This is a genomic window from Streptomyces sp. MNU76 (genome assembly GCF_020982545.1).
Lineage (GTDB): Bacteria > Actinomycetota > Actinomycetes > Streptomycetales > Streptomycetaceae > Streptomyces.
Genome location: NZ_JAJKLK010000021.1, coordinates 263,157 through 286,168, shown reverse-complemented (window position 1 = coordinate 286,168; position 23,012 = coordinate 263,157). Strand labels below are relative to the sequence as shown.

Here is a 23,012-nt window from a genome sequence, read left to right as displayed (position 1 = left end):
GCCCGGTGAACTCGTTGCGTCACCGGGGCCCCGCTCGTCGCGGGCTGCCCGTCCTGGCTGTTTCGTTGATCGCCGTCGCGGGCTGCTCCTCAGCAGACGACAGCGGCTCGGCGGCGGTTCCCAGCCCGGGGGCCGCCGCCACGAAACTGTGCCGGAACCTGGACGAGGTGTTGCCGCGGACGGTGGACGGTCTCGGCCGCCGGGATCCTCAGCCCGCCTCCTCGCTGACGGCGGGCTGGGGCGACGCGGTGATCATACTGCGCTGCGGGGTGCCCCAGCCGCCCAAGATGGTCGACCCCGGGGTGGCGGAGGGACGGGACGCCGACGCGGTGGCCGGGGCCGTCGACGGGGTGGACTGGCTGATGGAGAAGCGGGACGGAGGCGCTTACCGCTTCACCACGGCCAATCGCTCCGTGTATGTGGAGGTGTCGGTGACCGCGGATCGGGCCAGGGAGGACACCTCGCCGATCCTGGTGGGGCTGGCGCCTGCCATCAAGAAGGCGGTTCCTGAGGGGGTTGCCTCCTAAGGGGGTGCCTCAGGAGGCCTCTGGAGGCTGCGCGTCGAATCGTGGCTGGTCGCGCAGTTCCCCGCGCCCCTTACGGGGCTCGTGTCAGCGCAAGCCCGTCGACCTGTGCAGCGCCGCCTGGATCAGGCGGTCCACCAGTTCGCCGTACTCCACCCCGCTCGCCTTCCACATCGCCGGGTACATCGAGATCGGTGTGAAGCCGGGGAGCGTGTTGATCTCGTTGATGACGAAGTCGCCCTCCTCCGTGAGGAAGAAGTCGGCGCGCACCAGACCCTCGCAGGAGGCGGCCTCGAAGGCGTCGACCGCGAGCCGCTGGACCTCGGCGGTCTCCTCCGGGGTCAGCGGGGCCGGGACGATGCCGGGGGTCGAGTCGATGTACTTCGCCTCGAAGTCGTAGTACGCGTGGGCCTCGGGCGGCGGGATCTCGGCGGGGACGGAGGCGCGCGGGCCGTCCTCGAACTCCAGGACGCCGCACTCGATCTCCCGGCCGCGCAGGGCCGCCTCGACCAGGATCTTCGGGTCGTGACGCTGGGCCTCGGCGATGGCCTCGTCGAGGCCGACGATGTCGTCGACCTTGGTGATGCCGATGGAGGAGCCCGCGCGGGCGGGCTTCACGAAGAGGGGCCAGCCGTGCTCACCGGCGAGATCGATGATCTTCTTGCGGGCGGCCGACTCGTCGAGCTGCCACTCGCGCGGCCTGATCACCACGTACGGGCCGACCTTGAGCCCGAAGGAGGTGAACACCCTCTTCATGTACTCCTTGTCCTGGCCGACGGCCGAGGCGAGGACGCCCGAGCCGACGTACGGGACGCCGGAGAGTTCCAAAAGGCCCTGGAGGGTGCCGTCCTCGCCGTACGGGCCGTGCAGGACGGGGAAGACGACGTCGACCTCGCCGAGGGCCTTGGGTACCGAACCGGGCTCGCTGTAGACGACTTCGCGGTTGGCGGGGTCGACGGGCAGGATCACGCCGCCCTCCCGGGACTCGGCGAGCTCCTCGACGCTCGGCGTACGGCGGTCGGTGATCGCCATCCGCTCCGGTTCGTCGGCGGTGAGCGCCCAACGGCCGTCCCGCGTGATACCGATCGGCAGGACGTCGTACTTCGTCCGGTCGATGGCTCGCAGTACGGCGCCGGCCGTGACCACGGAGATCCCGTGTTCCGAGCTGCGGCCGCCGAAGACGACGGCCACGCGCGGCTTGCGGGACGGCTGCTCAGGGCTCTGGGGGAGGTTCTCGCTGCTCATATCGCGACGAGAGTACCCGGTGGTACGGCGCGAGTCAGTGCCCGAACGGTCGCTTTCGCTCAGCGTCGCTCCGGCTTGGCGCTGCGCGACATCATCTCCTTGAGGGCGACGACCGGCGGCTTGCCGTCGTGGACGATGTCGACAACCGTCTCGGTGATGGGCATGTCGACGCCGTGCCGACGGGCCAAGTCCAGCACGGACTCACAGGACTTGACGCCCTCGGCGGTCTGCTTGGTGACCGCGATGGTCTCCTGGAGGGTCATGCCCTTGCCGAGGTTGGTGCCGAAGGTGTGGTTGCGGGAGAGCGGCGAGGAACAGGTCGCCACCAGATCGCCGAGGCCCGCGAGTCCGGAGAAGGTGAGCGGGTCGGCGCCCATCGCGAGACCGAGCCGGGTCGTCTCCGCGAGACCGCGGGTGATGAGCGATCCCTTGGCGTTGTCGCCGAGGCCCATGCCGTCCGCGATGCCGACGGCGAGACCGATGACGTTCTTCACCGCGCCGCCCAGCTCGCAGCCGACGACGTCGGTGTTGGTGTACGGGCGGAAGTACGGCGTGTGGCAGGCGGTCTGGAGCCTCTGGGCGACCGCCTCGTCGGTGCAGGCGACCACGGAGGCGGCCGGCATGCGGGAGGCGATCTCCCGTGCCAGGTTGGGCCCGGAGACGACGGCGACGCGGTCCTGACCCACCTTGGCGACATCCTCGATCACCTCGCTCATCCGCATGGCGGAACCGAGTTCGACGCCTTTCATCAGCGAGACGAGGACCGTGCCGGGGGCCAGCAGGGGCACCCATTCGGCGAGGTTGGCGCGCAGGGTCTGGGAGGGGATGGACAGGATCGTGAAATCGGCGTCGGCGGCGGCCTCGGCCGGGTCCGTGGTGGCCCGCACGTTCTGCGGGAGTTCCAGGCCCGGCAGGTAGTCGGTGTTGGTCCGAGTGGAGTTGATCGCGTCCGCGACCTCCGGACGGCGCGCCCACAGGGTGACCTCGCACCCGGCGTCGGCGAGCACCGTACCGAAGGCCGTACCCCATGAACCGGCGCTGAACACGGCCGCCTTGACCGGCTTGCTCACTTGCCCTGCCCCTCTTCCTGATGTTCCTGGGCCCGCTGGACCGGGCTGTGCTGTTGCCGCTTCCCATTGTCGAGCACCGCCCGGGCGCTCCTGCGCCGCTGCTCGATCCGCTCCCGCTTGGGGTCGTACGGCGTCGCGGGGGCCTTCTCGCCGCGGATCTCCTCCAGCTGGTGGGTGATGGCGGCCATGATGACCTCCGTCGCGTCCCTCAGCAGGTCGGGGCTCATCTCCCGGCCGTAGAAGCGCGAGAGGTCGACGGGCGGGCCCGCGAGGACGTGGTGGGTCTTGCGCGGCAGGAGGTTCGGCTTCTTCGCGTACGGCGGCAGCAGTTCGTTGGCACCCCACTGGGCGACGGGGATCACCGGGCACCTGGTCTGCAGGGCGACCCGCGCCGCACCGGTCTTGCCGGTCATCGGCCAGCCGTCCGGGTCGCGGGTGAGGGTGCCCTCGGGGTAGAAGGCGACGCACTCGCCGCGCTCCACGGCGTCGATCGCGGCCCGGAACGCGCTCAGCGCGTCGGTGCTCTCGCGATAGACGGGGATCTGACCGGTGCCGCGCATGACGGCGCCGATGAATCCCTTGCCGAAGAGACCGCTCTTCGCGAGAAATCGCGGAACCCGGCCGCTGTTGTACTGATAATGGGCGTACGCAAAGGGATCGACATGCGAATTGTGGTTCACGGCAGTGATAAATCCACCCTCGGCCGGAATGTTCTCCATTCCACGCCAGTCCCGCTTGATCAGCACCACCAGGGGTGGTTTGGCGATCACCGCGGCGAGGCGGTACCAGAAGCCGATTCTCCGGCGGGGCACGCGGACACCTTCCTCTAGGACTTCCCAGGGCCTGCTCCGGGGGCCCGGAGCCGCACAAGTCTCGCCCCGGGCTGCCGGTCTGTCGAGAACACCGTACGCCCCGCCCTGCGGCCGTCCCTTGCGCCCAGGTGACAATGGCCGCGACAAGAGAGGGACGGAACGCCCGTGCAGTGGACCCTGGTCGTACCCCTGAAGCCCCTGGCGCGGGCCAAGAGCAGGCTCTCGGACACCGCCGACGACGGGGTGCGCCCCGGTCTGGCCCTCGCCTTCGCGCAGGACACGGTGGCCGCGGCCCTGGCCGCCGCGGCGGTCCGGAGTGTGGTGGTGGTCACGGAGGACCCGCTGGCCGCACGCGAGCTGGCGGCCCTGGGCGCCCGCACCGTCCCCGAGGATCCGCACGAGAGCTCCGGGGACGGCCTGAACGCCGCTCTGCGGCACGCGGCGGCCGTCGTGCGCGGTGTACGCCCGCAAAGCCCCGTGGCGGCGCTGAACGCGGATCTGCCCGCTCTGCACCCCGGGGAATTGACCCGCGTACTGAACGCGGCCGCCGAATTCCCCCGCGCTTTTCTCCCCGATGCCGCCGGCACCGGTACGACCCTGCTCGCCGCGACCCCCGGCCATGACCTCTCCCCCGCCTTCGGCCCCGACTCCCGTCGACGCCACCGCCGCTCCGGTGCCGTGGAACTCGCTCTCGACGACGTCGACTCCGTACGCCAGGACGTCGACACCGGGGACGACCTGCGCGCCGCCCTCGGCCTCGGTGTGGGCCCCCGTACGGCCGCGGCGGCCGCGCGCCTGCTGATCCCCGGCCAGTAGGCTGCGGCCATGCAGGCCACCGCGTACACCTACGACCCCGCCACTCGCAGCGGCCAGGTCCTTCTCGACGACGGCACCCCGCTCCCCTTCGACACCCCGGCCTTCGACGCGGGCGCCCTGCGCCTGCTGCGCCCGGGCCAACGCGTCAGGATCGAGACGGAGGGCGAGGCGGAGAGCCTGCGCATCACCTTGATCACCTTGCAGACCTTCTGAACGGACTCGCACCAAGGCCGCGCCCCCAAAGCGGCGCGGGGAACTGCGCGAGCAACCACACACAAGCCGCACCCGCCCGCGAACAAGTCCCCCACGGCGAACAGGCGCCTCTGCCCTGCCTCCCTGCCCTGCCCCAGAACACGCCGCGGGCCGGGCTCCCCATTCAGGAACCCGGCCCGGCGCGTGTGTGTGAGTACCCGGCGCCCTAGGCCTGACGCGCGGCCGTCTTCTTCGCGGTCGTCTTGCGAGCCGTCGACTTCTTGGCCGGCGCCTTCTTCGCGGTGGCCTTCTTGGCCGGGGCCTTCTTCGCCGCGGTCTTCTTCGCCGCCGCCGTCGTCTTGGCGGTCGTCTTCTTCGCCGCCGCCGTCTTCGTGGTGGCCTTCTTGGCGGTCGTCTTCTTCGCCGTGGTCTTCTTCGCGGCGGCCGTCGTCTTCTTGGCGGCGGCAGTGGTCTTGCGGGCGGTGGTCTTCTTCGCGGTGGTCTTCTTCGCCGCCGCCTTCTTGACCGTCGCCGAAGCCCCACCGCTCAGGCTGCCCTTGGGCGCCTTCTTGACCGCGACCTCGCCACCACGGGGAAGCTTCTTCGACCCGCTCACCAGGTCCTTGAAGCCCTGACCCGCGCGGAAACGCGGCACGGAGGTCTTCTTGACCCGAACCCGCTCACCCGTCTGCGGGTTGCGGGCGTAACGGGCAGGCCGGTCGACCTTCTCGAACGAACCGAAGCCGGTGACCGACACCCGGTCCCCGCCGACGACCGCGCGGACGATGGCGTCCAGAACGGCGTCGACCGCGTCGGCGGCCTGCTGACGCCCGCCGACCTTGTCCGCAATCGCTTCTACGAGCTGCGCCTTGTTCACGTCTTCCCCTTCGGAGACATCGCCCGAACGATAGTGTTCAAGCTTTTTCGCACGTTAGGCAGATATATACCGCAAATCAAACACGAAACGGGCTTATCACCCTTGTGCCGCAACGAACTCGGACGGTCATGGAGTTCCTTCAGCGTTCCTCCGCGGGCATTCGCCCCGCGTCGAGGTCCGTCGTGAAGCTCTCCAGACGCCTTGCCGCGTCGGCGAGATCGTGCTTGGCCACGGCCGTAATGACCAGCAGCTTCCGGGTCAGCGCCATGCGTACGCCCTCCGGGACTTGCAGTGCGCGCACTCTTGCGTGCGCTTCCTTGAGTTGGCTCGCGACCGCCGCATAGAGCTCGAGTTGGCCGTCGTGTTCCATGCACAGATTGTGCCATCTGGGGCGAGTTGTCGCCTGCGCAGGGGGCAACTGCCGTCTCTCCGGGGCCCCTGGAGCACCCCGGGCAGATGCCACACCATGATGCGCGTACCCCGGCAATCACCTTTGTAACTAGGGGAGTTGAAACCTTTCTGCACATGACTTCGAAGGTGCCCGGACCCGGACATGGAGGTACCCCCAACCGTGCCCGATTGGGGGTACCTGGGGGTGTCGCGGTGGCTGGAATCCGCCTTGCGCGGCCCGCCCGAGGGGTGGGTCCGCGCGGTGGATCAGACCTTCAGCGTCCTCGGCTTGTAGGAGGGGCGCTTGGCCTCGTACGCGGCGATGTCGGCCTCGTTCTGGAGGGTGATGGAGATGTCGTCGAGCCCGTTCAGCAGCCGCCAGCGGGAGTTCTCGTCCAGCTCGAAGGAGGCGGTGATGCCCTCGGCGCGCACCTCGCGGGCCTCGAGATCGACGGTGATCTCGACCTCGGGATCGTTCTCCGTGAGCTGCTGCAGCGCGTCCACGATCTTCTGCTCCAGGACGACCGTGAGCAGGCCGTTCTTGAGCGAGTTGCCGCGGAAGATGTCGGCGAAGCGGGAGGAGATGACGGCCTTGAAGCCGTAGTTCTGCAGCGCCCACACCGCGTGCTCACGGGAGGAGCCGGTGCCGAAGTCGGGGCCGGCGACCAGGACGGTGGCGCCGCGTCGCTCGGGCTGGTTGAGGATGAACGTCTCGTCCTTGCGCCAGGCCTCGAACAGCCCGTCCTCGAAGCCGTCCCTGGTCACCTTCTTGAGCCAGTGGGCGGGGATGATCTGGTCGGTGTCGACGTTGCTGCGGCGCAGCGGGACGGCCCGGCCGGTGTGCGTGGTGAATGCTTCCATGGCTGTTCAGACTCCAGCGGGCGCGGGGGCGTCGGTCAGGTCGGCGGGCGAGGCCAGGTGGCCCAGTACGGCGGTGGCGGCCGCGACCTGCGGCGACACCAGGTGCGTACGGCCGCCCTTGCCCTGCCTGCCCTCGAAGTTGCGGTTGGAGGTGGACGCGGAGCGCTCACCGGGGGCCAGCTGGTCGGGGTTCATGCCCAGACACATCGAGCAGCCCGCGTGCCGCCACTCGGCGCCGGCCTCCTTGAAGACCACGTCCAGGCCCTCGGAGACGGCCTGCAGACCGACCCGTGCGGAGCCGGGGACGACCAGCATCCGTACGCCGTCGGCGACTTTGCGGCCCTTGACCAGCTCGGCAGCGGCACGCAGGTCCTCGATGCGGCCGTTGGTGCACGAACCTACGAAGACGGTGTCCACCTTGATCGAGCGCAGCGGCTGGCCGGCCTCCAACCCCATGTACTCCAGGGCCTTTTCGGCGGCGAGGCGCTCCGAAGCGTCCTCGTACGAAGCCGGGTCGGGGACGGACGCCGAAAGCGGCGCGCCCTGGCCGGGGTTGGTGCCCCAGGTGACAAACGGCGACAGAGAGGCGCCGTCGATGATCACCTCGGCGTCGAACTCGGCGTCCTCGTCCGTCTTCAGCGTCTTCCAGTACGCGACGGCCGCGTCCCAGTCCTCGCCCTCGGGGGCGTGCGGACGGCCCTTGAGGTAGTCGAAGGTCGTCTGGTCGGGGGCGATCATGCCCGCACGGGCACCGGCCTCGATCGACATGTTGCAGATGGTCATGCGGGCCTCCATCGAGAGTTTCTCGATGGCGGGGCCCCGGTACTCCAGGACATAGCCCTGGCCGCCGCCCGTACCGATCTTGGCGATGATCGCCAGGATCAGGTCCTTGGCGGTGACGCCCTCGGCCAGCTCGCCCTCGACCGTGATCGCCATGGTCTTGGGACGGACCAGCGGCAGCGTCTGCGTGGCCAGCACATGCTCCACCTGGGAGGTGCCGATACCGAACGCCAGACCGCCGAAGGCGCCGTGCGTCGAGGTGTGGGAGTCGCCGCAGACGACCGTCATACCGGGCTGGGTCAGACCCAGCTGCGGGCCGACGACGTGCACGACGCCCTGCTCGACGTCGCCCAGCGGGTGCAGACGCACACCGAACTCGGCGGCGTTCGCGCGCAGCGTCTCCAGCTGGACACGGGAGACCGGGTCCGCGATGGGCTTGTCGATGTCGAGGGTGGGAGTGTTGTGGTCCTCGGTCGCGATGGTCAGGTCGAGCCGGCGAACCTTCCGCCCGCTCTTGCGGAGACCGTCGAAGGCCTGGGGGCTGGTCACCTCGTGCAGCAGGTGCAAGTCGATGAAGAGGAGGTCGGGCTCGCCCTCGGCGCGCCGGACGACATGGTCGTCCCAGACCTTCTCCGCGAGTGTCCTACCCATCGCTTTCCCTCCGGCCGACGCGCCTGCGCGTCGGCCCAACTAGAGATATCGGAGGTGGCGAGCGCGCGTATCCCCTCGTGGCGCGCGCCGGCCGCCGGGCTCGTCGGTCCGCGAGCCGTTGTTGTTCTGCTTCCAGAGTGGCAAGGTCCACGCGAAATTGAACTTGCGTTTCACAGAGTGAGACGCGAGTATCGTTGCATGGACAACAGTAGCGGCGTCGGCGTTCTGGACAAGGCGGCCCTGGTCCTGAGCGCTCTGGAGTCCGGTCCGGCCACCCTCGCGGGTCTGGTCGGCGCCACCGGACTCGCACGACCCACGGCCCACCGCCTGGCCGTGGCTCTGGAACACCACCGCATGGTGGCACGCGACATGCAGGGCCGTTTCATCCTCGGCCCCAGGCTGGCCGAGCTGGCCGCGGCCGCCGGCGAGGACCGCCTCCTCGCGACGGCGGGCCCGGTGCTCACCCATCTACGGGACGTGACGGGCGAGAGCGCGCAGCTCTACCGCCGCCAGGGCGACATGCGCATCTGCGTCGCCGCGGCGGAGCGCCTGTCCGGCCTGCGGGACACGGTCCCGGTCGGTTCGACCCTGACGATGAAGGCCGGCTCCTCGGCGCAGATCCTGATGGCCTGGGAGGAGCCCGAGCGCCTGCACCGCGGCCTCCAGGGCGCCCGCTTCACCGCCACCGCCCTCTCGGGCGTACGGCGCCGGGGCTGGGCCCAGTCCATCGGCGAGCGCGAGCCGGGCGTGGCCTCGGTCTCCGCCCCCGTACGCGGGCCGTCGAACCGTGTGGTCGCCGCGGTCTCCGTCTCCGGTCCCATCGAGCGCCTCACCCGCCATCCCGGCCGTATGCACGCCCAGGCGGTGATCGACGCCGCAGGTCGCCTCTCGGAGGCCCTGCGCCGCACAGGCTGATCCCTCGAAGCTCCCGTCCGACCACGAAGAAGGCCTGCCTCAACGCCGCGGCAGGCCTTTTCTCGTACGCTCGACCTCTGGGCCGTCGACGCCGAACTCCTGGCCCCGTACGGCGAGTTGACGCACGAAGAAGGCCCCCCACCGAAGTGGAGGGCCTTCCTGAAACGTACCCCCGACCGGATTCGAACCGGCGCTACCGCCTTGAGAGGGCGGCGTGCTAGGCCGCTACACAACGGGGGCGTGGATCCTGCAAGCGTTGAGTACTGGACCGCCGCAGGTCCGAGCTGGTCTACCTGGACTCGAACCAAGACTAACTGAACCAGAATCAGTCGTGCTGCCAATTACACCATAGACCAATATGGTTTAGACCAGTCAGTACCCCCGACCGGATTCGAACCGGCGCTACCGCCTTGAGAGGGCGGCGTGCTAGGCCGCTACACAACGGGGGCCCTAGCGATCCTGCATCGAGGTGAGCGGGTGCGACCCGAACTCTCCCCGCGGGAAGGATCTGTACCCCCGACCGGATTCGAACCGGCGCTACTGCCTTGAGAGGGCAGCGTGCTAGGCCGCTACACAACGGGGGCTTCGCGGAGTTGATCTCCGCCTGCAGATGAGCTCTGCGAGCTGGCCTACCTGGACTCGAACCAAGACTAACTGAACCAGAATCAGTCGTGCTGCCAATTACACCATAGGCCACTGGAACGCAAGCCCCTGAGGGGATCTTGTTCTAGTTCGCTCCGTCGGTTCCGGCCTTTCGGCCCGCTCTCCGGCGGCGCAGAAAGAACATTACCCGAAGGTGGACGGCGCTCCAAAACGGGTATCCGAGCCGAGGATCGCGGGGAGTTCGGTGAGGGTGGCGATCCGGTGCGGCCCGACGGGCGGGTCGACGGTCGCGTAGAGACCGCCGCGGTCGATCCAGATGGACAGCAGACCGGCGTCGGCGGCGCCCCGGCCGTCGATCTCCGGGTGGTCGCCGACGTACACGACCTCGTGCGGAGGCAGTTCCAGGGCCTCGCAGGCGACGTGGAAGGCCTCGGCGGCCGGCTTGTGGACACCCAGTTGTTCGGCGCACAGCACCGTCTCGAAGCGGTCCCACACCCCGAGGGTGCGCAGCTTGCGTTCCTGGACGGGGAGGCTGGAGTTGGAGAGCACCGCGTGCCGGTGGCTGGCGGCGAGGGCGTCGAGCACGGGCAGGACGTCCGGGAAGAGCGACCAGGCCCGCTCGTAGTGCGCGACGTAGCGCTCGAACCAGGCGTCGGCCTCCGCGTCGGTCAGGGGCCGGCCCTGGAAATCGCGCACCCGGTCGCGGCGGGTGGACTCCCAGTCGCCGTCGCCCGCCGCGTACCGCCGCCAGTGCAGGCTGGTGAGGTCGCGCCAGCGGGTCAGGGCCTCCTCGACCGACTCGTGCTCGGGCAGCAGGCCCTCGGCGGTGAGATGGTCCCGCATTCCGGCCTGGTCGGCCGCCGTGTAGTCGAAGAGGGTGTCGTCGACGTCCCAGAGCACCGCCTTGATGTCCATGATCCGACGGTAGCCGCAGGGCGGCCGTCCTGTCCGGAGGACGGGAGACGGGACGACGAAGGGCGGCACCCGGTCCTCCGGGTGCCGCCCCTCACCTGCGCCGTTCGTCACACAAGAGCGCCGCGGGCGCGCGTCACGCGGCCAGCCTGGCCAGCGCCGCGTCGATCCTCGCCAGGGTCTTCTCCTTGCCCAGGATCTCCAGGGACTCGAAGAGGGGGAGGCCGACCGTGCGGCCGGTGACGGCGACGCGGACGGGGGCCTGGGCCTTGCCGAGCTTGAGGCCGTGCGCCTCGCCGGCGGCCAGGACGGCCTCCTTCAGTGACTCGGCCGAGGTCCAGTCGGCCGACTCCAGCTTCTCGCGGGCCGTGCGGAGCAGGGCGTCGGAGCCCTCCTTCATGGCCTTGGTCCAGCTGGCCTCGTCCTCGGCCGGCTCCGGCAGGAACAGGAAATCCACGTTCTCCGTGATCTCCGAGAGGACCTTGAGGCGGGTCTGCGCGTGCGGGGCGATCGCCTCCCACTTGGCCTCGTCGAAGTCCTCCGGCGCCCAGGGGGCGAAGGGGGCCTTCAGCCAGGGGGCGCAGCGCTCGGTGAACTCCTTCACATCCAGCAGACGGATGTGGTCGGCGTTGATCGCCTCGGCCTTCTTCAGGTCGAAGCGGGCCGGGTTGGGGTTCACGTCGGCGATGTCGAAGGCGGCGACCATCTCCTCGATCGTGAAGATGTCCTGGTCGGCGGAGAGCGACCAGCCGAGCAGGGAGAGGTAGTTGAGCAGGCCCTCGGGGAGGAAGCCGCGCTCGCGGTAGAGGTTGAGCGAGGACTGCGGGTCGCGCTTCGACAGCTTCTTGTTGCCCTCACCCATCACGTACGGCAGGTGGCCGAAGGAGGGGACCTCCTTGGCGATGCCCAGCTCGATCAGCGCCTTGTAGAGGGCGATCTGGCGGGGGGTGGAGGAGAGCAGGTCCTCGCCGCGCAGGACGTGGGTGATCTCCATCAGGGCGTCGTCGACCGGGTTGACCAGCGTGTAGAGCGGGGCCCCGTTGGCGCGGACGATGCCGTAGTCCGGCACGTTCTCCGGGGTGAAGGTCAGCTCGCCGCGGACCAGGTCGGTGAAGGTGATCGTCTCGTCGGGCATCCGGAAGCGGACGATCGGCTCACGGCCCTCGGCCTCGTACTGGGCCTTCTGCTCCGGGGTGACCTCGCGGCACTTGCCGTCGTAGCCGGAGGGCTTCCCGGCGGCGCGTGCGGCGTCGCGGCGCTCCTCCAGCTCGGAGGCGGTGCAGTAGCAGTAGTAGGCGTGGCCGGCGTCCTTGAGCTTCTCGGCCACCTCCCGGTACGTCTCCATGCGCTGCGACTGGCGGTACGGCGCGTGCGGGCCGCCGACCTCGGGCCCCTCGTCCCAGGTGAAGCCCAGCCAGCGCAGGGAGTCCAGGAGCTGCTCGTAGGACTCCTCGGAGTCGCGGGCCGCGTCGGTGTCCTCGATGCGGAAGACGAACGTGCCGCCGGTGTGGCGGGCGAACGCCCAGTTGAACAGGGCCGTGCGGACCAGGCCCACATGGGGGTTGCCGGTCGGGGACGGACAGAAACGTACGCGGACGGAGCCGTTAGCCACGCTTGATCACCTTGTTGGTGAGAGTGCCGATGCCTTCGATGGTGACGGCGACCTCGTCGCCGACGTTGAGGGGGCCGACCCCTGCCGGGGTGCCCGTGAGGATCACGTCGCCGGGGAGCAGCGTCATGGCCTCGGTGATGTTGACGATCAGGTCCTCGATGGAGTTGATCATCTCGCTCGTCCGGCCGAGCTGGCGCTGCCCGCCGTTGACGGTGAGCTGGATGGTCAGGTCGCTCGGGTCGAGGTCGGTCTCCACCCAGGGGCCCAGCGGGCAGGAGGTGTCGAAGCCCTTGGCCCGGGCCCACTGCCTCTCGCGCTTCTGGACGTCACGGGCGGTGATGTCGTTGGCGCAGGTGTAGCCGAAGATCACGTCCTTGACGCGTTCGTGCGGGACCTCGCGGCACATCCGGCCGATGACCACGGCGAGCTCGGCCTCGTGGTGGAGATCCTCGGAGAAGGAGGGGTACTGGATCTCGTCACCGGGGCCGATCACCGAGGTGGCGGGCTTGAAGAAGGCGAACGGGGCGTCGGGGACCTCGTTGCCCAGCTCGCGGGCGTGTTCGGCGTAGTTGCGGCCGAAGGCCACGACCTTGTTGGGGAGCACCGGCGGCAGCAGCCTGACCTTGTTGACCGGGACCTTCGTCCCGGAGAGCTCGTAGTCCGCGAACGGGATGCCCTTGATGATGTCGAGGACGAGCTCGTCCGGCTTGTCGCCCTCGACCGCGCCGAAGGCTACGTTCCCGTCGATGGAGAACCTGGCGATGCGCACGGGATGCTTGCGCCCCTTAACTGAGCTGGCTGGAGTCTGACGGTCCAGGCTAACGCGGGGCGAGGTGGCCGCCTCGCGTATTAACCCGGTGCACGCGCGGAAGGGCGCCCGGCACGTGCCGGGCGCCCTTCCGCGGAGCCCTCACAGGAATCCGCCGATTCTTCACCGGAACCGACTTGAGTGATCGGCGGATTCCGCGCGTACTTGAGCCTGCAACTACTCCGCCGCCTGGACCGGGATCGTCATCAGGACCGTCCGGCGGGGGTTGGCGGTCACGGAGGGGAGGTCGACGGAGTGCTCCTGCTCCAGCGCACGCAGGTCCTCGGCGTCTTCGAGGTGGGCCAGGGTCGTGCGCCGGGGGTTGGCTATCGTGCGGAACATCGTCGTCGTCTTCACTGTTGTCCTGGACCTCGTCGTGTACGGGCGCCGGGCGGGCCGGAAGGGCCGTCCCACAAGCGCGGGTTGTCGGATTCGCCATCCCTGTAAAGCGTCAGGCTAAACATCCGATTCCCAGGTCAAGTCGTGAAGAAGGCATGATCGGCATGTGAGTTTGCTCACTCAGCCATGGGTAAAACGGGCAATCCCGGCCATCAACTCGCCCCCTCAAAATGGACATAAGCGACCTGAAGCACGCATTCCGCTCCTGATCATGGCGACTGGGACACCCCACTCACACCCCTGGATCGCACGGATATGTCGGTAATGAACGGAAACACCTTCCACGCCTGGTGACGTAGCCCTCACATGCTGTCACAGTGAACAGACCGTTACCCATTGGCCTTGTTGGAGATCCGGCACTGTGCTGGAATTCCACGGACCGCCGCCGGATCGTGCCGGCGCGCAGAGGCGCAAGAACAGCGCCTGGTGGCGGTGGAAGAGGGGGAGCCAGCGCCGGTCACTCACGACCACCAATTGGGGACGTATTCAGGGCGCCCCCGAAGACGCCGACACCGTCCCGCCGTTCACGCGGTGGGGCGCCTGGTCCAGAGGTTGCGACGCTAGTGCAGGGACGTTTCAAGAGGGATGGCAGCGCTTCGGCGGAGCCGGAGCCACACAACGGAACCGGTAACGGTTCCTCCCCCCAGCACGCCCAGAACCCGGGTCCGGCGGAGATCGGCGACGGCGGGGAGCGCTCCGGGCGCCCCGGCTCGTCAGTTGCTCCCGTGCCGCCCGGGAAGCCCAAGGGCGGCACCAAGACCGGAGTCGGCAACGGCTCCCGAATAGCCCTGCGCAACTGGCGCATCTCGACCCGTCTCGTGTCGCTGCTCGCGCTCCCCGTGGTGGCGGCGACCTCGCTCGGTGCCCTGCGCATCGGCGACAACGTGGACGACATCCAGCAGCTCGACAACATGCGGCTGCTGACCGACATGACCAAGCAGGCGACCGAACTCGCCGCCGCGCTCCAGCAGGAGCGCGACCTGTCGGCCGGTCCGCTCGCGCACGGTCTGGACGCCACCGACTTCACCGTCAAGGGCACCCGCGAGAAGACGGACCAGGCCCGCGTCCAGTTCACTGACGCGACCCAGGCCGCCGACGCCGCGAGCACCACCGCGAAGATGCCCGGCGTCCGCGACAGCCTCGTCCGGGTGGTGCGCGAGCTCTACAACCTCAGCACCATCCGCAAGAACGCCTACGTGGACCCCAAGAACTCCACGCAGACGGTCGAGGCCTACCACCGACTGATCTCCCAGCTGCTGGACCTGTCCACGGACATGGCCGAGGCCACCAGCAACCCGAACATGATCAAGCGGACCCGTGCCCTGGCGGCCTTCTCCTCCGCGAAGGAGTACGCCTCCATCCAGCGCGCGGTCATCGCGGCGGCGCTCCCCGCCACCAACGACAAGGCCGGCAAGCTCTCCGAGAACGACCGGCTCTACGCGAACTCGGCGCTGTCGAACGAGGAGTCGGACCGCAGCACCTTCTCCGACATCTACGGATCCGGTGCCGAGGAGCTGACCAGGCCGATCGACGACGCGAGCCCCACCATCGAGGCCGCCGACCTCTACGCGGACCGGGTGCTCGCCAGCGCCGGCGGTCTGGGCGGCCAGGACAACCGCTCGTACCGGGACTGGACCGACGACTCGTCGGCCAAGATCGAGCAGATGAAGAAGATCGAGGGCTCGCTCCTCGAGCAGATGGAGCAGACCGCTCGCAACCTGCGCGCCGACGCCGAGCAAGAGGCGATCATCTCCGGTGCGCTCATCCTGCTCGTCCTCGGTGTCTCCCTGGTCGGCGCCTTCGTCGTGGCCCGGTCCATGATCCGCTCGCTGCGGCGGCTGCAGGACACCGCGACCAAGGTCGCCCAGGACCGGCTGCCCGAGCTGGTCAAGCAGCTCTCGGAGTCGGACCCGCAGGACGTCGACACCTCCGTCGAGTCGGTCGGTGTGCACTCCCGGGACGAGATCGGCCAGGTGGCCGCGGCCTTCGACGACGTGCACCGCGAGGCCGTCCGCCTCGCCGCCGAGCAGGCCCTCCTGCGGGGCAACGTCAACGCGATGTTCACCAACCTCTCGCGCCGCTCCCAGGGCCTCATCCAGCGTCAGCTGTCGCTCATCTCCGAACTGGAGTCGCGCGAGGCCGACCCGGACCAGCTGTCCTCCCTGTTCAAGCTCGACCACCTCGCCACCCGCATGCGCCGTAACGGTGAGAACCTCCTCGTCCTCGCCGGTGAGGAGCCCGGCCGCCGCTGGACCCGTCCGGTCCCGCTGGTCGACGTGCTCCGCGCCGCCGCGTCCGAGGTGGAGCAGTACGAGCGCATCGAACTGGCCTCCGTGCCGACGACCGAGGTCGCCGGCCGTGTGGTCAACGACCTCGTGCACCTGCTCGCCGAGCTGCTCGAGAACGCGACCTCCTTCTCCTCGCCGCAGACCAAGGTCAAGGTCACCGGTCACGCGCTGCCCGACGGCCGTGTGCTGATCGAGATCCACGACACCGGCATCGGCCTCTCCCCCGAGGACCTCGCGGCCATCAACGAGCGGCTCGCCTCGCCGCCCACCGTGGACGTCTCGGTCTCCCGCCGCATGGGTCTGTTCGTGGTCGGTCGTCTGTCGCAGCGCCACGGCATCCGCATCCAGCTGCGTCCGTCCGACTCGGGCGGTACGACCGCGCTCGTCATGCTTCCCGTCGACGTGGCCCAGGGCAACAAGAAGCCCACCCCGGGCAAGCCCGGTCAGGGTGCCCCCTCCACCGGTGGCCCCGCCGCCGCGCAGGCCGCGGCCGGTGCCGCCGCCGCGCGTCGCCAGGCGGGCAACCAGTCGGGTCCGCCGCTCGGCGGCCCCTCCGCCGGTGGTGGCCTCCTGGGCGGAGCGCCGCAGCGTGGGCAGGTCGGCGCGGGCCAGGGTCCGCGGGCCGCGCTGCCCGGCAACCCCGGTGGCCCTGGCGGCTTCGGCAACCCCGGCGCCCCGCGTGGGCCGCAGGGTGGTCCGCCGGCGCCCCCGCAGGGCGGCCGGCCGGCTCCGGCGGGTGCCGGAGCCGGTGCTGGTGGGTTCGGCGGCGGTGGGTTCGGCGGCGGTCAGGCTCCGGGTGCCCCGCAGGGACTGCAGGCTGCCGGGACCGGTGGTCCGGGCGGCTTCGAGAGCTTCGACGACTCCGGACGCCAGAGCGGCTTCCCGACCGGCGCGGGCCTGCGCCCGGCCGGGCCCGGTGACACCGGTGCGGGACGGCCGGCCGGGGCCGACAACGGCCCCGGCGCCGTGCCGCCCAAGCAGGGCAAGGAACGTTCCGGCAGGCGTCGCCCGCAGCTGCCCGGCCGCGGTGGCGCACGCGCCGAGTTGCCCGGTGGCAACTCCCCGGCGCGGCCGAGCTGGAGCGACGAGAACGCGCAGCCGCCGGTGCCGCGCGCCTCGCTGGACGCCCCGCGCGGCCACGAGGAGCAGCCGGACGTCACCGCGCCGATGCCGCGCGTCGACCCCCACCAGGGTCCTGGCCCGTCCAACGACTTCCCGCATACGCCGCAGGGCGACTTCGACAGCCGACGCCCCGGTGCGGGCACCCCGCAGAACGGCACCGGCTCCTACGTCCGCTCCGACGTGTTCGGCGGGGCCGGTGCTCCGCCGGCGCCCACCGGTCCGTCCCGCGGCGCCCCGCAGGACCCGTCCTCCACCGGCCAGTTCGCCACGCCGGGCTACGACGGCTCCGGCACGGGCCAGTTCCCGGCTCCGGGTCGGCAGAACCCGCAGGGCAGCGGGCAGTTCGGTGCGCCGGGGCGGCAGAACCCGCAGGACACCGGCCAGTTCGAGCGGCCGCAGGTCAACGGCGAGAACTACGGCGCGCCCCGACCGCCGGTTCCGCCGCAGCGTCCCCCGGTGCCCCCGCAGCGTCCCGCGCGTCCGCAGGAGCCGGAGGCACTGCCCCCGGCGACGGGCCCGATGGACGGCCGTACACCGCTGTACGACACGCTGGAGACCAACTGGTTCCACGGTCAGGGCGGCCAGAACGGCCAGAACGGCCAGAACGGTCAGAACAGCGAGGGCGGTCATCAGCAGCAGGGCAACGGTTCCGCGCCTCAGCAGCACACCGCTCCGGCGCCCCAGCGTCCGGCGGCCGCTCCCCAGCGTCCTGCCGCTCCCGCCGCGTCGGCCTCCTCCAACTGGCGCAGCACTCCCAACGACGACCTGGTCCGCCAGGCCGAACGAGCCCGTCAACCCTCGGCGGGCGGGGTCACCACCTCCGGCCTGCCGCGCCGGGTCCCGCGCGCCAACCTCGTGCCGGGCACGGCTCAGCAGCAACAGCACCAAACCGGTCCGCAGGTCTCGCGTTCGCCTGACGACGTTCGCGGCCGGCTGACCAATCTCCGTCGGGGCATCGCGCAGGGTCGACAGGCCGGCAACGGCCAGACCGGCAGCTTCCCGAGCCCCACTCACCAGCAGGAGCGTTAGTTGAGCCAGATGAGCCAGGCGGCACAGAACCTCAACTGGTTGATCACCAACTTCGTGGACAACACCCCCGGGGTGTCCCACACCGTCGTCGTATCCGCCGACGGTCTTCTTCTGGCGATGTCGGAAGGTTTTCCGCGCGACCGTGCCGATCAGCTCGCGGCCGTCGCCTCCGGACTCACCTCGCTCACGGCCGGGGCCTCCCGGATCTTCGAGGGCGGGGACGTGGCCCAGACGGTGGTCGAGATGGAGCGCGGATTCCTCTTCCTCATGTCCGTCTCCGACGGATCGTCCCTGGCCGTCCTCGCGCACCCCGAGTGCGACATCGGCCTGGTCGGTTACGAGATGGCGCTGCTCGTCGACCGCGCGGGCGCCGTGCTCACGCCCGACCTGCGCGCCGAACTCCAAGGCAGTCTGCTCCACTGACGCCTGCGGATCCACAGAACTCACCACATCACCGTCCGGCCGACACAGTCCCCCCACCGGCCCCCGTCAGACGGCACGACTGACCGACTTGCTGTCCCGCTCGGAGGATCAATGACCCCGCCCACCGCTCCTCACGATCCGTACGCAGAGCCGTACGGAGACGAGGGCGACCAGCCGCTGGTACGGCCGTACGCCATGACCGGTGGCCGGACGCGGCCGCGTTACCAGCTCGCCCTCGAGGCGCTGATCAGCACGACGGCAGACCCCGCGCACCTGATGGGGCTGCTCCCCGAGCACCAGCGGATCTGCCACCTCTGCCACGAGGTGAAGTCGGTGGCCGAGGTGTCGGCCCTGCTGTCCATGCCGCTCGGTGTGGCACGGATCCTGGTCGCGGACCTCGCCGAGGCCGGACTCGTCGCGATCCATCAGCCCGGTGGCGACGAGAACGCCGGTGGCGCTCCGGACGTGACTCTGCTGGAAAGGGTGCTCAGTGGACTTCGGAAGCTCTGAAGCGGGACGGGCCACCACCTCCGCGAAGATCGTGGTGGCGGGCGGTTTCGGCGTGGGCAAGACCACGTTCGTCGGGGCCGTCTCGGAGATCAACCCGCTGCGTACCGAGGCCGTGATGACGTCCGCGTCCGCGGGCATCGACGACCTCACCCACACCGGGGACAAGACGACCACCACGGTCGCCATGGACTTCGGCCGTATCACCCTCGACCAGGACCTGATCCTGTACCTCTTCGGCACGCCGGGGCAGGACCGCTTCTGGTTCATGTGGGACGACCTGGTCCGCGGCGCCATCGGTGCCGTGGTGCTGGTCGACACCCGTCGTCTCGCCGACTGCTTCCCGGCCGTCGACTACTTCGAGAACAGCGGCCTGCCCTTCGTCATCGCCCTCAACGGCTTCGACGGACACCAGCCGTACACGCCCGACGAGGTGCGTGAGGCTCTGCAGATCGGGCCCGACACCCCGATCCTCACGACGGACGCCCGCCACCGCTCGGACGCCAAGTCGGCCCTGATCACCCTGGTCGAGCACGCGCTCATGGCGCGGCTGCGCTAGGAAACAGGCGCCGAAGCGCCACGACTGGGCCCAAAACAGGACCCAAGTCCACAACGTCATACGGCAGTTGTCGTAGTTACACCGGAGCCGGCTGTGTCCTTTGACACGGTCGGCCCCGGTGTTCATAACGTTTCGACAGAGAAATAGGGTGGTACGACCACGCGTCGCGGTCGATCAGTGCCGCTGCGCTCACAATGCCCCCGCTTTTTGCCGGGGCTCGCTCTTTATGACCGTTTTATCTGGGACTTACATCACGCGGAATCGTTGCCTCCCAGTGTTTGGAAGTCCTCAGCGTGACGTGCTGGAATGCCTGAACTGCCCATTAGTCAAAGACGTACTAGGGCGTGGAGTCACCCGCGGCACGACGTAGGTGCCGGCGCCGAGAGGTTGTTGGTCGAGTGAGGCGAAGCAAGAAAGGTCCCGAGCCGTCGGCGCGGGGCAACTTCACCCCGCCGCCGCGCGGAGCGGCACCCGCACAAGTGACCGGACCGGAGCCGACGGCAGCTCCCGCGCCCAGCGGCAGTCGTCTCTCCCCCCGCAACTGGCGTGTACCCACTCGCCTGAACGCGATCCTCCTCATACCCGTGCTGGTCGGCCTGGTCATGGGCGGCTTCCAGGTGAAGGGCTCGATCGACACCTGGCAGGAGGCCAAGGACGCCGAGAAGGTCGCCAAGATCGTGGCCGCCGCCGGCATCTACGCCGAGGCGCTGCTCAACGAGCGTGACCTCTCCGCCCAGCCACTGCTGGACGGCGACCGGGACAGCGAGGTCGTCAAGGACGCCCGCGCCTTCACCGACGAGAAGGCGGATGCCTTCCACGCCGAGGTCGTCGGGATGCCCGCCGGGCAGGGCCTGGAGCGCCGTCTGCGCCTGGTCGAGGAGGCCGAGCCGTCGCTGGAGAAACTCCGGCAGACGGCCTTCACCCGGGCCGCCGACCCGGTACAGACCGAAGAGGGCTACGTCACCGTCGAGCACCTCCTGGCGGAGTTCTCCAACGAGCTCGGCCTCGGTACCGGCAACATCACCGCGTACGGTCGTACGGTCTACGCGGTCACGCTCGCCAAGGGCGCCGCCTCTCTGCAGCGCTCCATCGGCACCCACCTGCTGGTCCGGCCCAGCGAGGACGAGCGGGTCTTCCGTCAGCAGGTCACCGCGTTCACCTCGTACGCGTACCTGGAGAACATCGCCGTGCAGGAGTACATCTCCGGCGGCACCGAGGCCGACGCCGCGCGGCTCGAGTCCGTCATGGCGCAGAAGACCGAAGAGGGCAAGAAGCAGGCGGCCGAGGCCGCCGCGAAGGACCCGGACTACGTCGCGCCGCCGGACACCATGCTGAAGATGGTCCAGGCCATCGGCAGCGGTGCCTCCCCCGCGGACCTCGCCAAGCAGGGCGTCACCTACCAGAACTGGATGGCGGCCTCCACGCTGAAGTTCGAGGGCTACAGCGAGGTCGAGACCGAGCTGATCAACAGGGCGGTGTCCGAGGCCGGCCAGATCGCCTCCGACGCCCAGCGCGACGCCTACATCAACGGCGCCATCGTCATCGTCGCCCTGCTCGCCGCGTTCATCATCGCCGGGATCATGGCCCGCCAGATGAGCCGCTCGATGCGCCAGCTGCGCAACGCCGCCTTCGGCATCGCCGAGCAGCGTCTGCCGATGCTGGTCGACCAGCTCTCGCGCACCGACCCCGGCCGCGTCGACACCCGGGTCGCGCCGATCCCCATCAACACCACGGACGAGATCGGCGAAGTCGCCCGCGCCTTCGACCAGGTCCACCGCGAGGCCGTCCGGCTCGCCGCCGAGCAGGCCCTGCTGCGGGGCAACATCAACGCCATCTTCACCAACCTCTCGCGCCGCAACCAGTCGCTGATCGAGGGCCAGCTGACCCTGATCACCGACCTGGAGAACAACGAGGCCGACCCGGACCAGCTGGAGAACCTCTTCAAGCTGGACCACCTGGCGACCCGTATGCGCCGCAACGGCGAGAACCTCCTCGTTCTCGCCGGCGAGGAGCCAGGCCGTCGCTGGGACCAGCCGGTCCCGCTGATCGACGTGCTGCGCGCCGCCTCCTCCGAGGTGGAGCAGTACGAGCGCATCGAGCTCTCCGGCGTCCCGGAGGCCGAGATCCACGGCCGCGCCGTGACCGACCTCGTGCACCTGCTGGCCGAGCTCCTGGAGAACGCCACCACGTTCTCCTCCCCGCAGACCAAGGTCCGCGTCACCGCGACCCGTCTCCCCGACGGCCGCGTGATGATCGAGATCCACGACAAGGGCATCGGCCTCACCGCCGAGGACTTCGCGGACATCAACCACAAGCTGGCCAACCCGCCGACCGTGGACGCCGCGATCTCGCAGCGCATGGGTCTGTTCGTGGTCGGCCGTCTGTCCGACCGGCACGGCATCCGGGTCCAGCTCCGCCCCTCGGGCGAGCAGGCCGGTACGACCTCGCTGGTCATGCTGCCCGACGTCATCACCCACGGTGGCGGTGGCGAGCAGCACCAGCCGCAGGGCGACGAGTTCACGGTCTCGCAGATCATCCCGGAGCAGCACTCGTTCCAGCAGCCGGGCATCGCCCCGATGCGGACCGCCGCCGAGCTGGGCTTCGACGACAGCCGGTACGAGGTTCCGGACGACATCCGCGACCTGGACCCCGTGGGCCGTTCCCTGATGCGTGAGGAGCGTCGGGCGGCCCTGGAGTCCCAGGCGCACCCGAACCCGCAGCTGCCCGGGGCCGAGGCACCGCGCTACGGCGACGACTTCCAGTCGCCCGAGCCGTCCTACGACAACGGCGCGAGCGCGTACGTGGACCCGCAGCGGTCCTACGACCAGCAGACGGCGTACGAGGAGCCGCAGCAGCCGTCGTACGACGAGGCGTACTTCGGCCAGAACAACGGTGTGGCGAACGGCGACGGCCACCTGCCGGGCGGCAACGACACGTTCACCGCTACCGGCGGTTACCCCGAGCCCGCCTATGCGGAGTCCGTCCAGGAGGAGCACGCGGCAACCGCCGCGAACGCCCCGGAGACGTACGCGGGCTTCGAAGAGCAGTCCTATCAGGACGACTGGCCGCAGCAGCAGGACTACCAGAGCTCGTACCGCTCCGAGTACGCTCCGGAACCGGAATCTGCGCAGGCCGCTGACGTGAAGGAGCCGGACCGCGTAGGCTTCGACCGTCCGGGATCCACCCCTTCCGCCGGCCACACGCTGACCGACGCCGGCCTTCCCCGCCGCGGCTCCACCGCGGGCGCGGGCGGCACGAGCGCGGGCGCCGCGACCGGACGGCAGGAAGTGGCCCAGGACCAGCCGACGGCCGGGGGACCGAACGGCGACTGGCGCTCGGCCAACGACGAGCGCTGGCAGCAGGCCTCCCAGCTGAAGAAGCCCAAGGCAGGCGGGGTCACCTCCTCCGGTCTGCCGCGGCGGGTGCCCAAGGCCAACCTGGTCGAGGGAGCCGCCCAGACGACCCCGCAGGGAGGTCCACAGATCTCCCGCGCTCCCGAGGACGTCCGGGGCAGGCTGAGCAACCTGCGCCGAGGTGTCCAGCGTGGGCGCAACGCAGGCAGTGAAACGAACGGCCAGGGCTTCGGTCCTGACAGCACCTACAACCAGGAGCGTTAG

Annotated in this window: 20 protein-coding genes and 5 tRNA genes; 9 read left to right on the top strand and 16 right to left on the bottom strand. The window is 69.8% G+C overall.

From position 1 onward, the window contains the following. Positions 1-5: 5 nt before the first annotated feature. Positions 6-527 (top strand): DUF3515 domain-containing protein, encoded by a 522-nt coding sequence (locus tag E4N62_RS34250; RefSeq protein ID WP_230220707.1) that lies wholly within the window; start codon positions 6-8, stop codon positions 525-527. A gap of 84 nt (positions 528-611) precedes the next feature. On the opposite strand, the gene E4N62_RS34245 is transcribed toward E4N62_RS34250, so the two are convergent. Genes E4N62_RS34245 through E4N62_RS34235 form a run of 3 tightly spaced genes read right to left on the bottom strand, consistent with a single transcriptional unit; the run spans position 612 to position 3,651 of the window. Continuing rightward, entirely contained in the window at positions 612-1,769 is a 1,158-nt protein-coding gene (locus tag E4N62_RS34245) for a D-alanine--D-alanine ligase family protein (RefSeq protein WP_230220705.1), read from the bottom strand. Between the two features lie 59 nt (positions 1,770-1,828). Then, a complete protein-coding gene (locus E4N62_RS34240) occupies positions 1,829-2,839 on the bottom strand; it encodes an NAD(P)H-dependent glycerol-3-phosphate dehydrogenase (RefSeq protein ID WP_184899790.1) in 1,011 nt (336 codons plus the stop codon). Continuing rightward, a complete protein-coding gene (locus E4N62_RS34235) occupies positions 2,836-3,651 on the bottom strand; it encodes a 1-acyl-sn-glycerol-3-phosphate acyltransferase (protein ID WP_230220703.1) in 816 nt (271 codons plus the stop codon). Before E4N62_RS34235 ends, E4N62_RS34240 begins: the two co-directional genes overlap by 4 nt. A gap of 165 nt (positions 3,652-3,816) precedes the next feature. Here E4N62_RS34235 and cofC point away from each other — a divergent pair, with 165 nt between their 5' ends. After that, complete coding sequence (cofC, locus tag E4N62_RS34230) at positions 3,817-4,467, top strand: 2-phospho-L-lactate guanylyltransferase (protein ID WP_230220701.1); 651 nt, start codon at positions 3,817-3,819, stop codon at positions 4,465-4,467. Positions 4,468-4,476: 9 nt separating this feature from the next. Beyond that, positions 4,477-4,680, top strand: a complete 204-nt coding sequence (locus E4N62_RS34225; protein WP_184899785.1) for a hypothetical protein — start codon at positions 4,477-4,479, stop codon at positions 4,678-4,680. Positions 4,681-4,885: 205 nt separating this feature from the next. Here E4N62_RS34225 and E4N62_RS34220 read toward each other — a convergent pair whose 3' ends face one another. The 4 genes from E4N62_RS34220 to leuC all read right to left on the bottom strand — a co-directional run bounded on the left by E4N62_RS34220 (position 4,886) and on the right by leuC (position 8,218). Continuing rightward, positions 4,886-5,536 carry an HU family DNA-binding protein gene (locus E4N62_RS34220; protein WP_215449172.1) on the bottom strand — a complete coding sequence of 217 codons (651 nt, stop codon included), beginning with the start codon at positions 5,534-5,536 and terminating at the stop codon, positions 4,886-4,888. A 139-nt stretch (positions 5,537-5,675) separates the two neighbouring features. Beyond that, positions 5,676-5,906, bottom strand: a complete 231-nt coding sequence (locus E4N62_RS34215; protein WP_184899781.1) for a hypothetical protein — start codon at positions 5,904-5,906, stop codon at positions 5,676-5,678. A 287-nt stretch (positions 5,907-6,193) separates the two neighbouring features. Continuing rightward, positions 6,194-6,787, bottom strand: a complete 594-nt coding sequence (leuD, locus tag E4N62_RS34210; protein WP_230220699.1) for a 3-isopropylmalate dehydratase small subunit — start codon at positions 6,785-6,787, stop codon at positions 6,194-6,196. 6 nt (positions 6,788-6,793) lie between these two features. After that, entirely contained in the window at positions 6,794-8,218 is a 1,425-nt protein-coding gene (gene leuC, locus E4N62_RS34205) for a 3-isopropylmalate dehydratase large subunit (RefSeq protein WP_230220697.1), read from the bottom strand. Between the two features lie 198 nt (positions 8,219-8,416). Between leuC and ndgR the strand changes: the two genes are divergently transcribed. Continuing rightward, positions 8,417-9,133: an IclR family transcriptional regulator NdgR gene (gene ndgR, locus E4N62_RS34200; RefSeq protein ID WP_020270051.1), complete on the top strand. Its 717-nt coding sequence runs from the start codon at positions 8,417-8,419 to the stop codon at positions 9,131-9,133. Between the two features lie 167 nt (positions 9,134-9,300). Here ndgR and E4N62_RS34195 read toward each other — a convergent pair. The 9 genes from E4N62_RS34195 to E4N62_RS34155 all read right to left on the bottom strand — a co-directional run bounded on the left by E4N62_RS34195 (position 9,301) and on the right by E4N62_RS34155 (position 13,425). Further along, positions 9,301-9,373: transfer RNA gene (locus E4N62_RS34195), tRNA-Glu, on the bottom strand. 44 nt (positions 9,374-9,417) lie between these two features. Beyond that, positions 9,418-9,489 (bottom strand) — tRNA-Gln (locus E4N62_RS34190). Positions 9,490-9,509: 20 nt separating this feature from the next. Further along, positions 9,510-9,582, bottom strand: a tRNA-Glu gene (locus tag E4N62_RS34185). Between the two features lie 62 nt (positions 9,583-9,644). After that, positions 9,645-9,717, bottom strand: a tRNA-Glu gene (locus E4N62_RS34180). A gap of 40 nt (positions 9,718-9,757) precedes the next feature. Further along, positions 9,758-9,829 (bottom strand) — tRNA-Gln (locus E4N62_RS34175). A 90-nt stretch (positions 9,830-9,919) separates the two neighbouring features. Continuing rightward, positions 9,920-10,651 (bottom strand): HAD family hydrolase, encoded by a 732-nt coding sequence (locus tag E4N62_RS34170; protein ID WP_230220695.1) that lies wholly within the window; start codon positions 10,649-10,651, stop codon positions 9,920-9,922. Between the two features lie 133 nt (positions 10,652-10,784). Beyond that, entirely contained in the window at positions 10,785-12,260 is a 1,476-nt protein-coding gene (gene gltX, locus E4N62_RS34165; protein WP_230220693.1) for a glutamate--tRNA ligase, read from the bottom strand. Then, a complete protein-coding gene (locus E4N62_RS34160) occupies positions 12,253-13,029 on the bottom strand; it encodes a fumarylacetoacetate hydrolase family protein (protein ID WP_230220691.1) in 777 nt (258 codons plus the stop codon). The genes gltX and E4N62_RS34160 overlap by 8 nt, the downstream gene beginning before the upstream one ends. 216 nt (positions 13,030-13,245) lie before the next feature. Beyond that, positions 13,246-13,425, bottom strand: coding sequence for a hypothetical protein (locus E4N62_RS34155; protein ID WP_230220689.1), 180 nt, complete (start codon positions 13,423-13,425; stop codon positions 13,246-13,248). Positions 13,426-14,030: 605 nt separating this feature from the next. Between E4N62_RS34155 and E4N62_RS34150 the strand changes: the two genes are divergently transcribed. The 5 genes from E4N62_RS34150 (at position 14,031) to E4N62_RS34130 (ending at position 23,012) form a co-directional block, all read left to right on the top strand. Further along, the gene (locus E4N62_RS34150; protein ID WP_230220687.1) at positions 14,031-17,906 is read left to right on the top strand and encodes a nitrate- and nitrite sensing domain-containing protein; all 3,876 of its coding nucleotides are present in this window, start codon (positions 14,031-14,033) and stop codon (positions 17,904-17,906) included. Positions 17,907-17,915: 9 nt separating this feature from the next. Continuing rightward, a complete protein-coding gene (locus tag E4N62_RS34145; RefSeq protein ID WP_005479910.1) occupies positions 17,916-18,329 on the top strand; it encodes a roadblock/LC7 domain-containing protein in 414 nt (137 codons plus the stop codon). A 111-nt stretch (positions 18,330-18,440) separates the two neighbouring features. Beyond that, positions 18,441-18,839 (top strand): DUF742 domain-containing protein, encoded by a 399-nt coding sequence (locus tag E4N62_RS34140; protein ID WP_009314205.1) that lies wholly within the window; start codon positions 18,441-18,443, stop codon positions 18,837-18,839. Further along, positions 18,820-19,395, top strand: coding sequence for an ATP/GTP-binding protein (locus tag E4N62_RS34135; protein ID WP_230220685.1), 576 nt, complete (start codon positions 18,820-18,822; stop codon positions 19,393-19,395). Before E4N62_RS34140 ends, E4N62_RS34135 begins: the two co-directional genes overlap by 20 nt. A gap of 398 nt (positions 19,396-19,793) precedes the next feature. Beyond that, positions 19,794-23,012 (top strand): nitrate- and nitrite sensing domain-containing protein, encoded by a 3,219-nt coding sequence (locus E4N62_RS34130; protein WP_230220683.1) that lies wholly within the window; start codon positions 19,794-19,796, stop codon positions 23,010-23,012.

Excerpts from the sequence above, each read along its gene's own strand:
- E4N62_RS34245 (WP_230220705.1), bottom strand. The coding sequence starts at position 1,769 with ATGAGCAGCGAGAACCTCCCCCAGAGCCCTGAGCAGCCGTCCCGCAAG.
- E4N62_RS34225 (WP_184899785.1), top strand. The coding sequence starts at position 4,477 with ATGCAGGCCACCGCGTACACCTACGACCCCGCCACTCGCAGCGGCCAG.
- E4N62_RS34215 (WP_184899781.1), bottom strand. The coding sequence starts at position 5,906 with ATGGAACACGACGGCCAACTCGAGCTCTATGCGGCGGTCGCGAGCCAA.
- leuD (WP_230220699.1), bottom strand. The coding sequence starts at position 6,787 with ATGGAAGCATTCACCACGCACACCGGCCGGGCCGTCCCGCTGCGCCGC.
- leuC (WP_230220697.1), bottom strand. The coding sequence starts at position 8,218 with ATGGGTAGGACACTCGCGGAGAAGGTCTGGGACGACCATGTCGTCCGG.
- ndgR (WP_020270051.1), top strand. The coding sequence starts at position 8,417 with ATGGACAACAGTAGCGGCGTCGGCGTTCTGGACAAGGCGGCCCTGGTC.
- E4N62_RS34170 (WP_230220695.1), bottom strand. The coding sequence starts at position 10,651 with ATGGACATCAAGGCGGTGCTCTGGGACGTCGACGACACCCTCTTCGAC.
- E4N62_RS34145 (WP_005479910.1), top strand. The coding sequence starts at position 17,916 with ATGAGCCAGGCGGCACAGAACCTCAACTGGTTGATCACCAACTTCGTG.
- E4N62_RS34140 (WP_009314205.1), top strand. The coding sequence starts at position 18,441 with ATGACCCCGCCCACCGCTCCTCACGATCCGTACGCAGAGCCGTACGGA.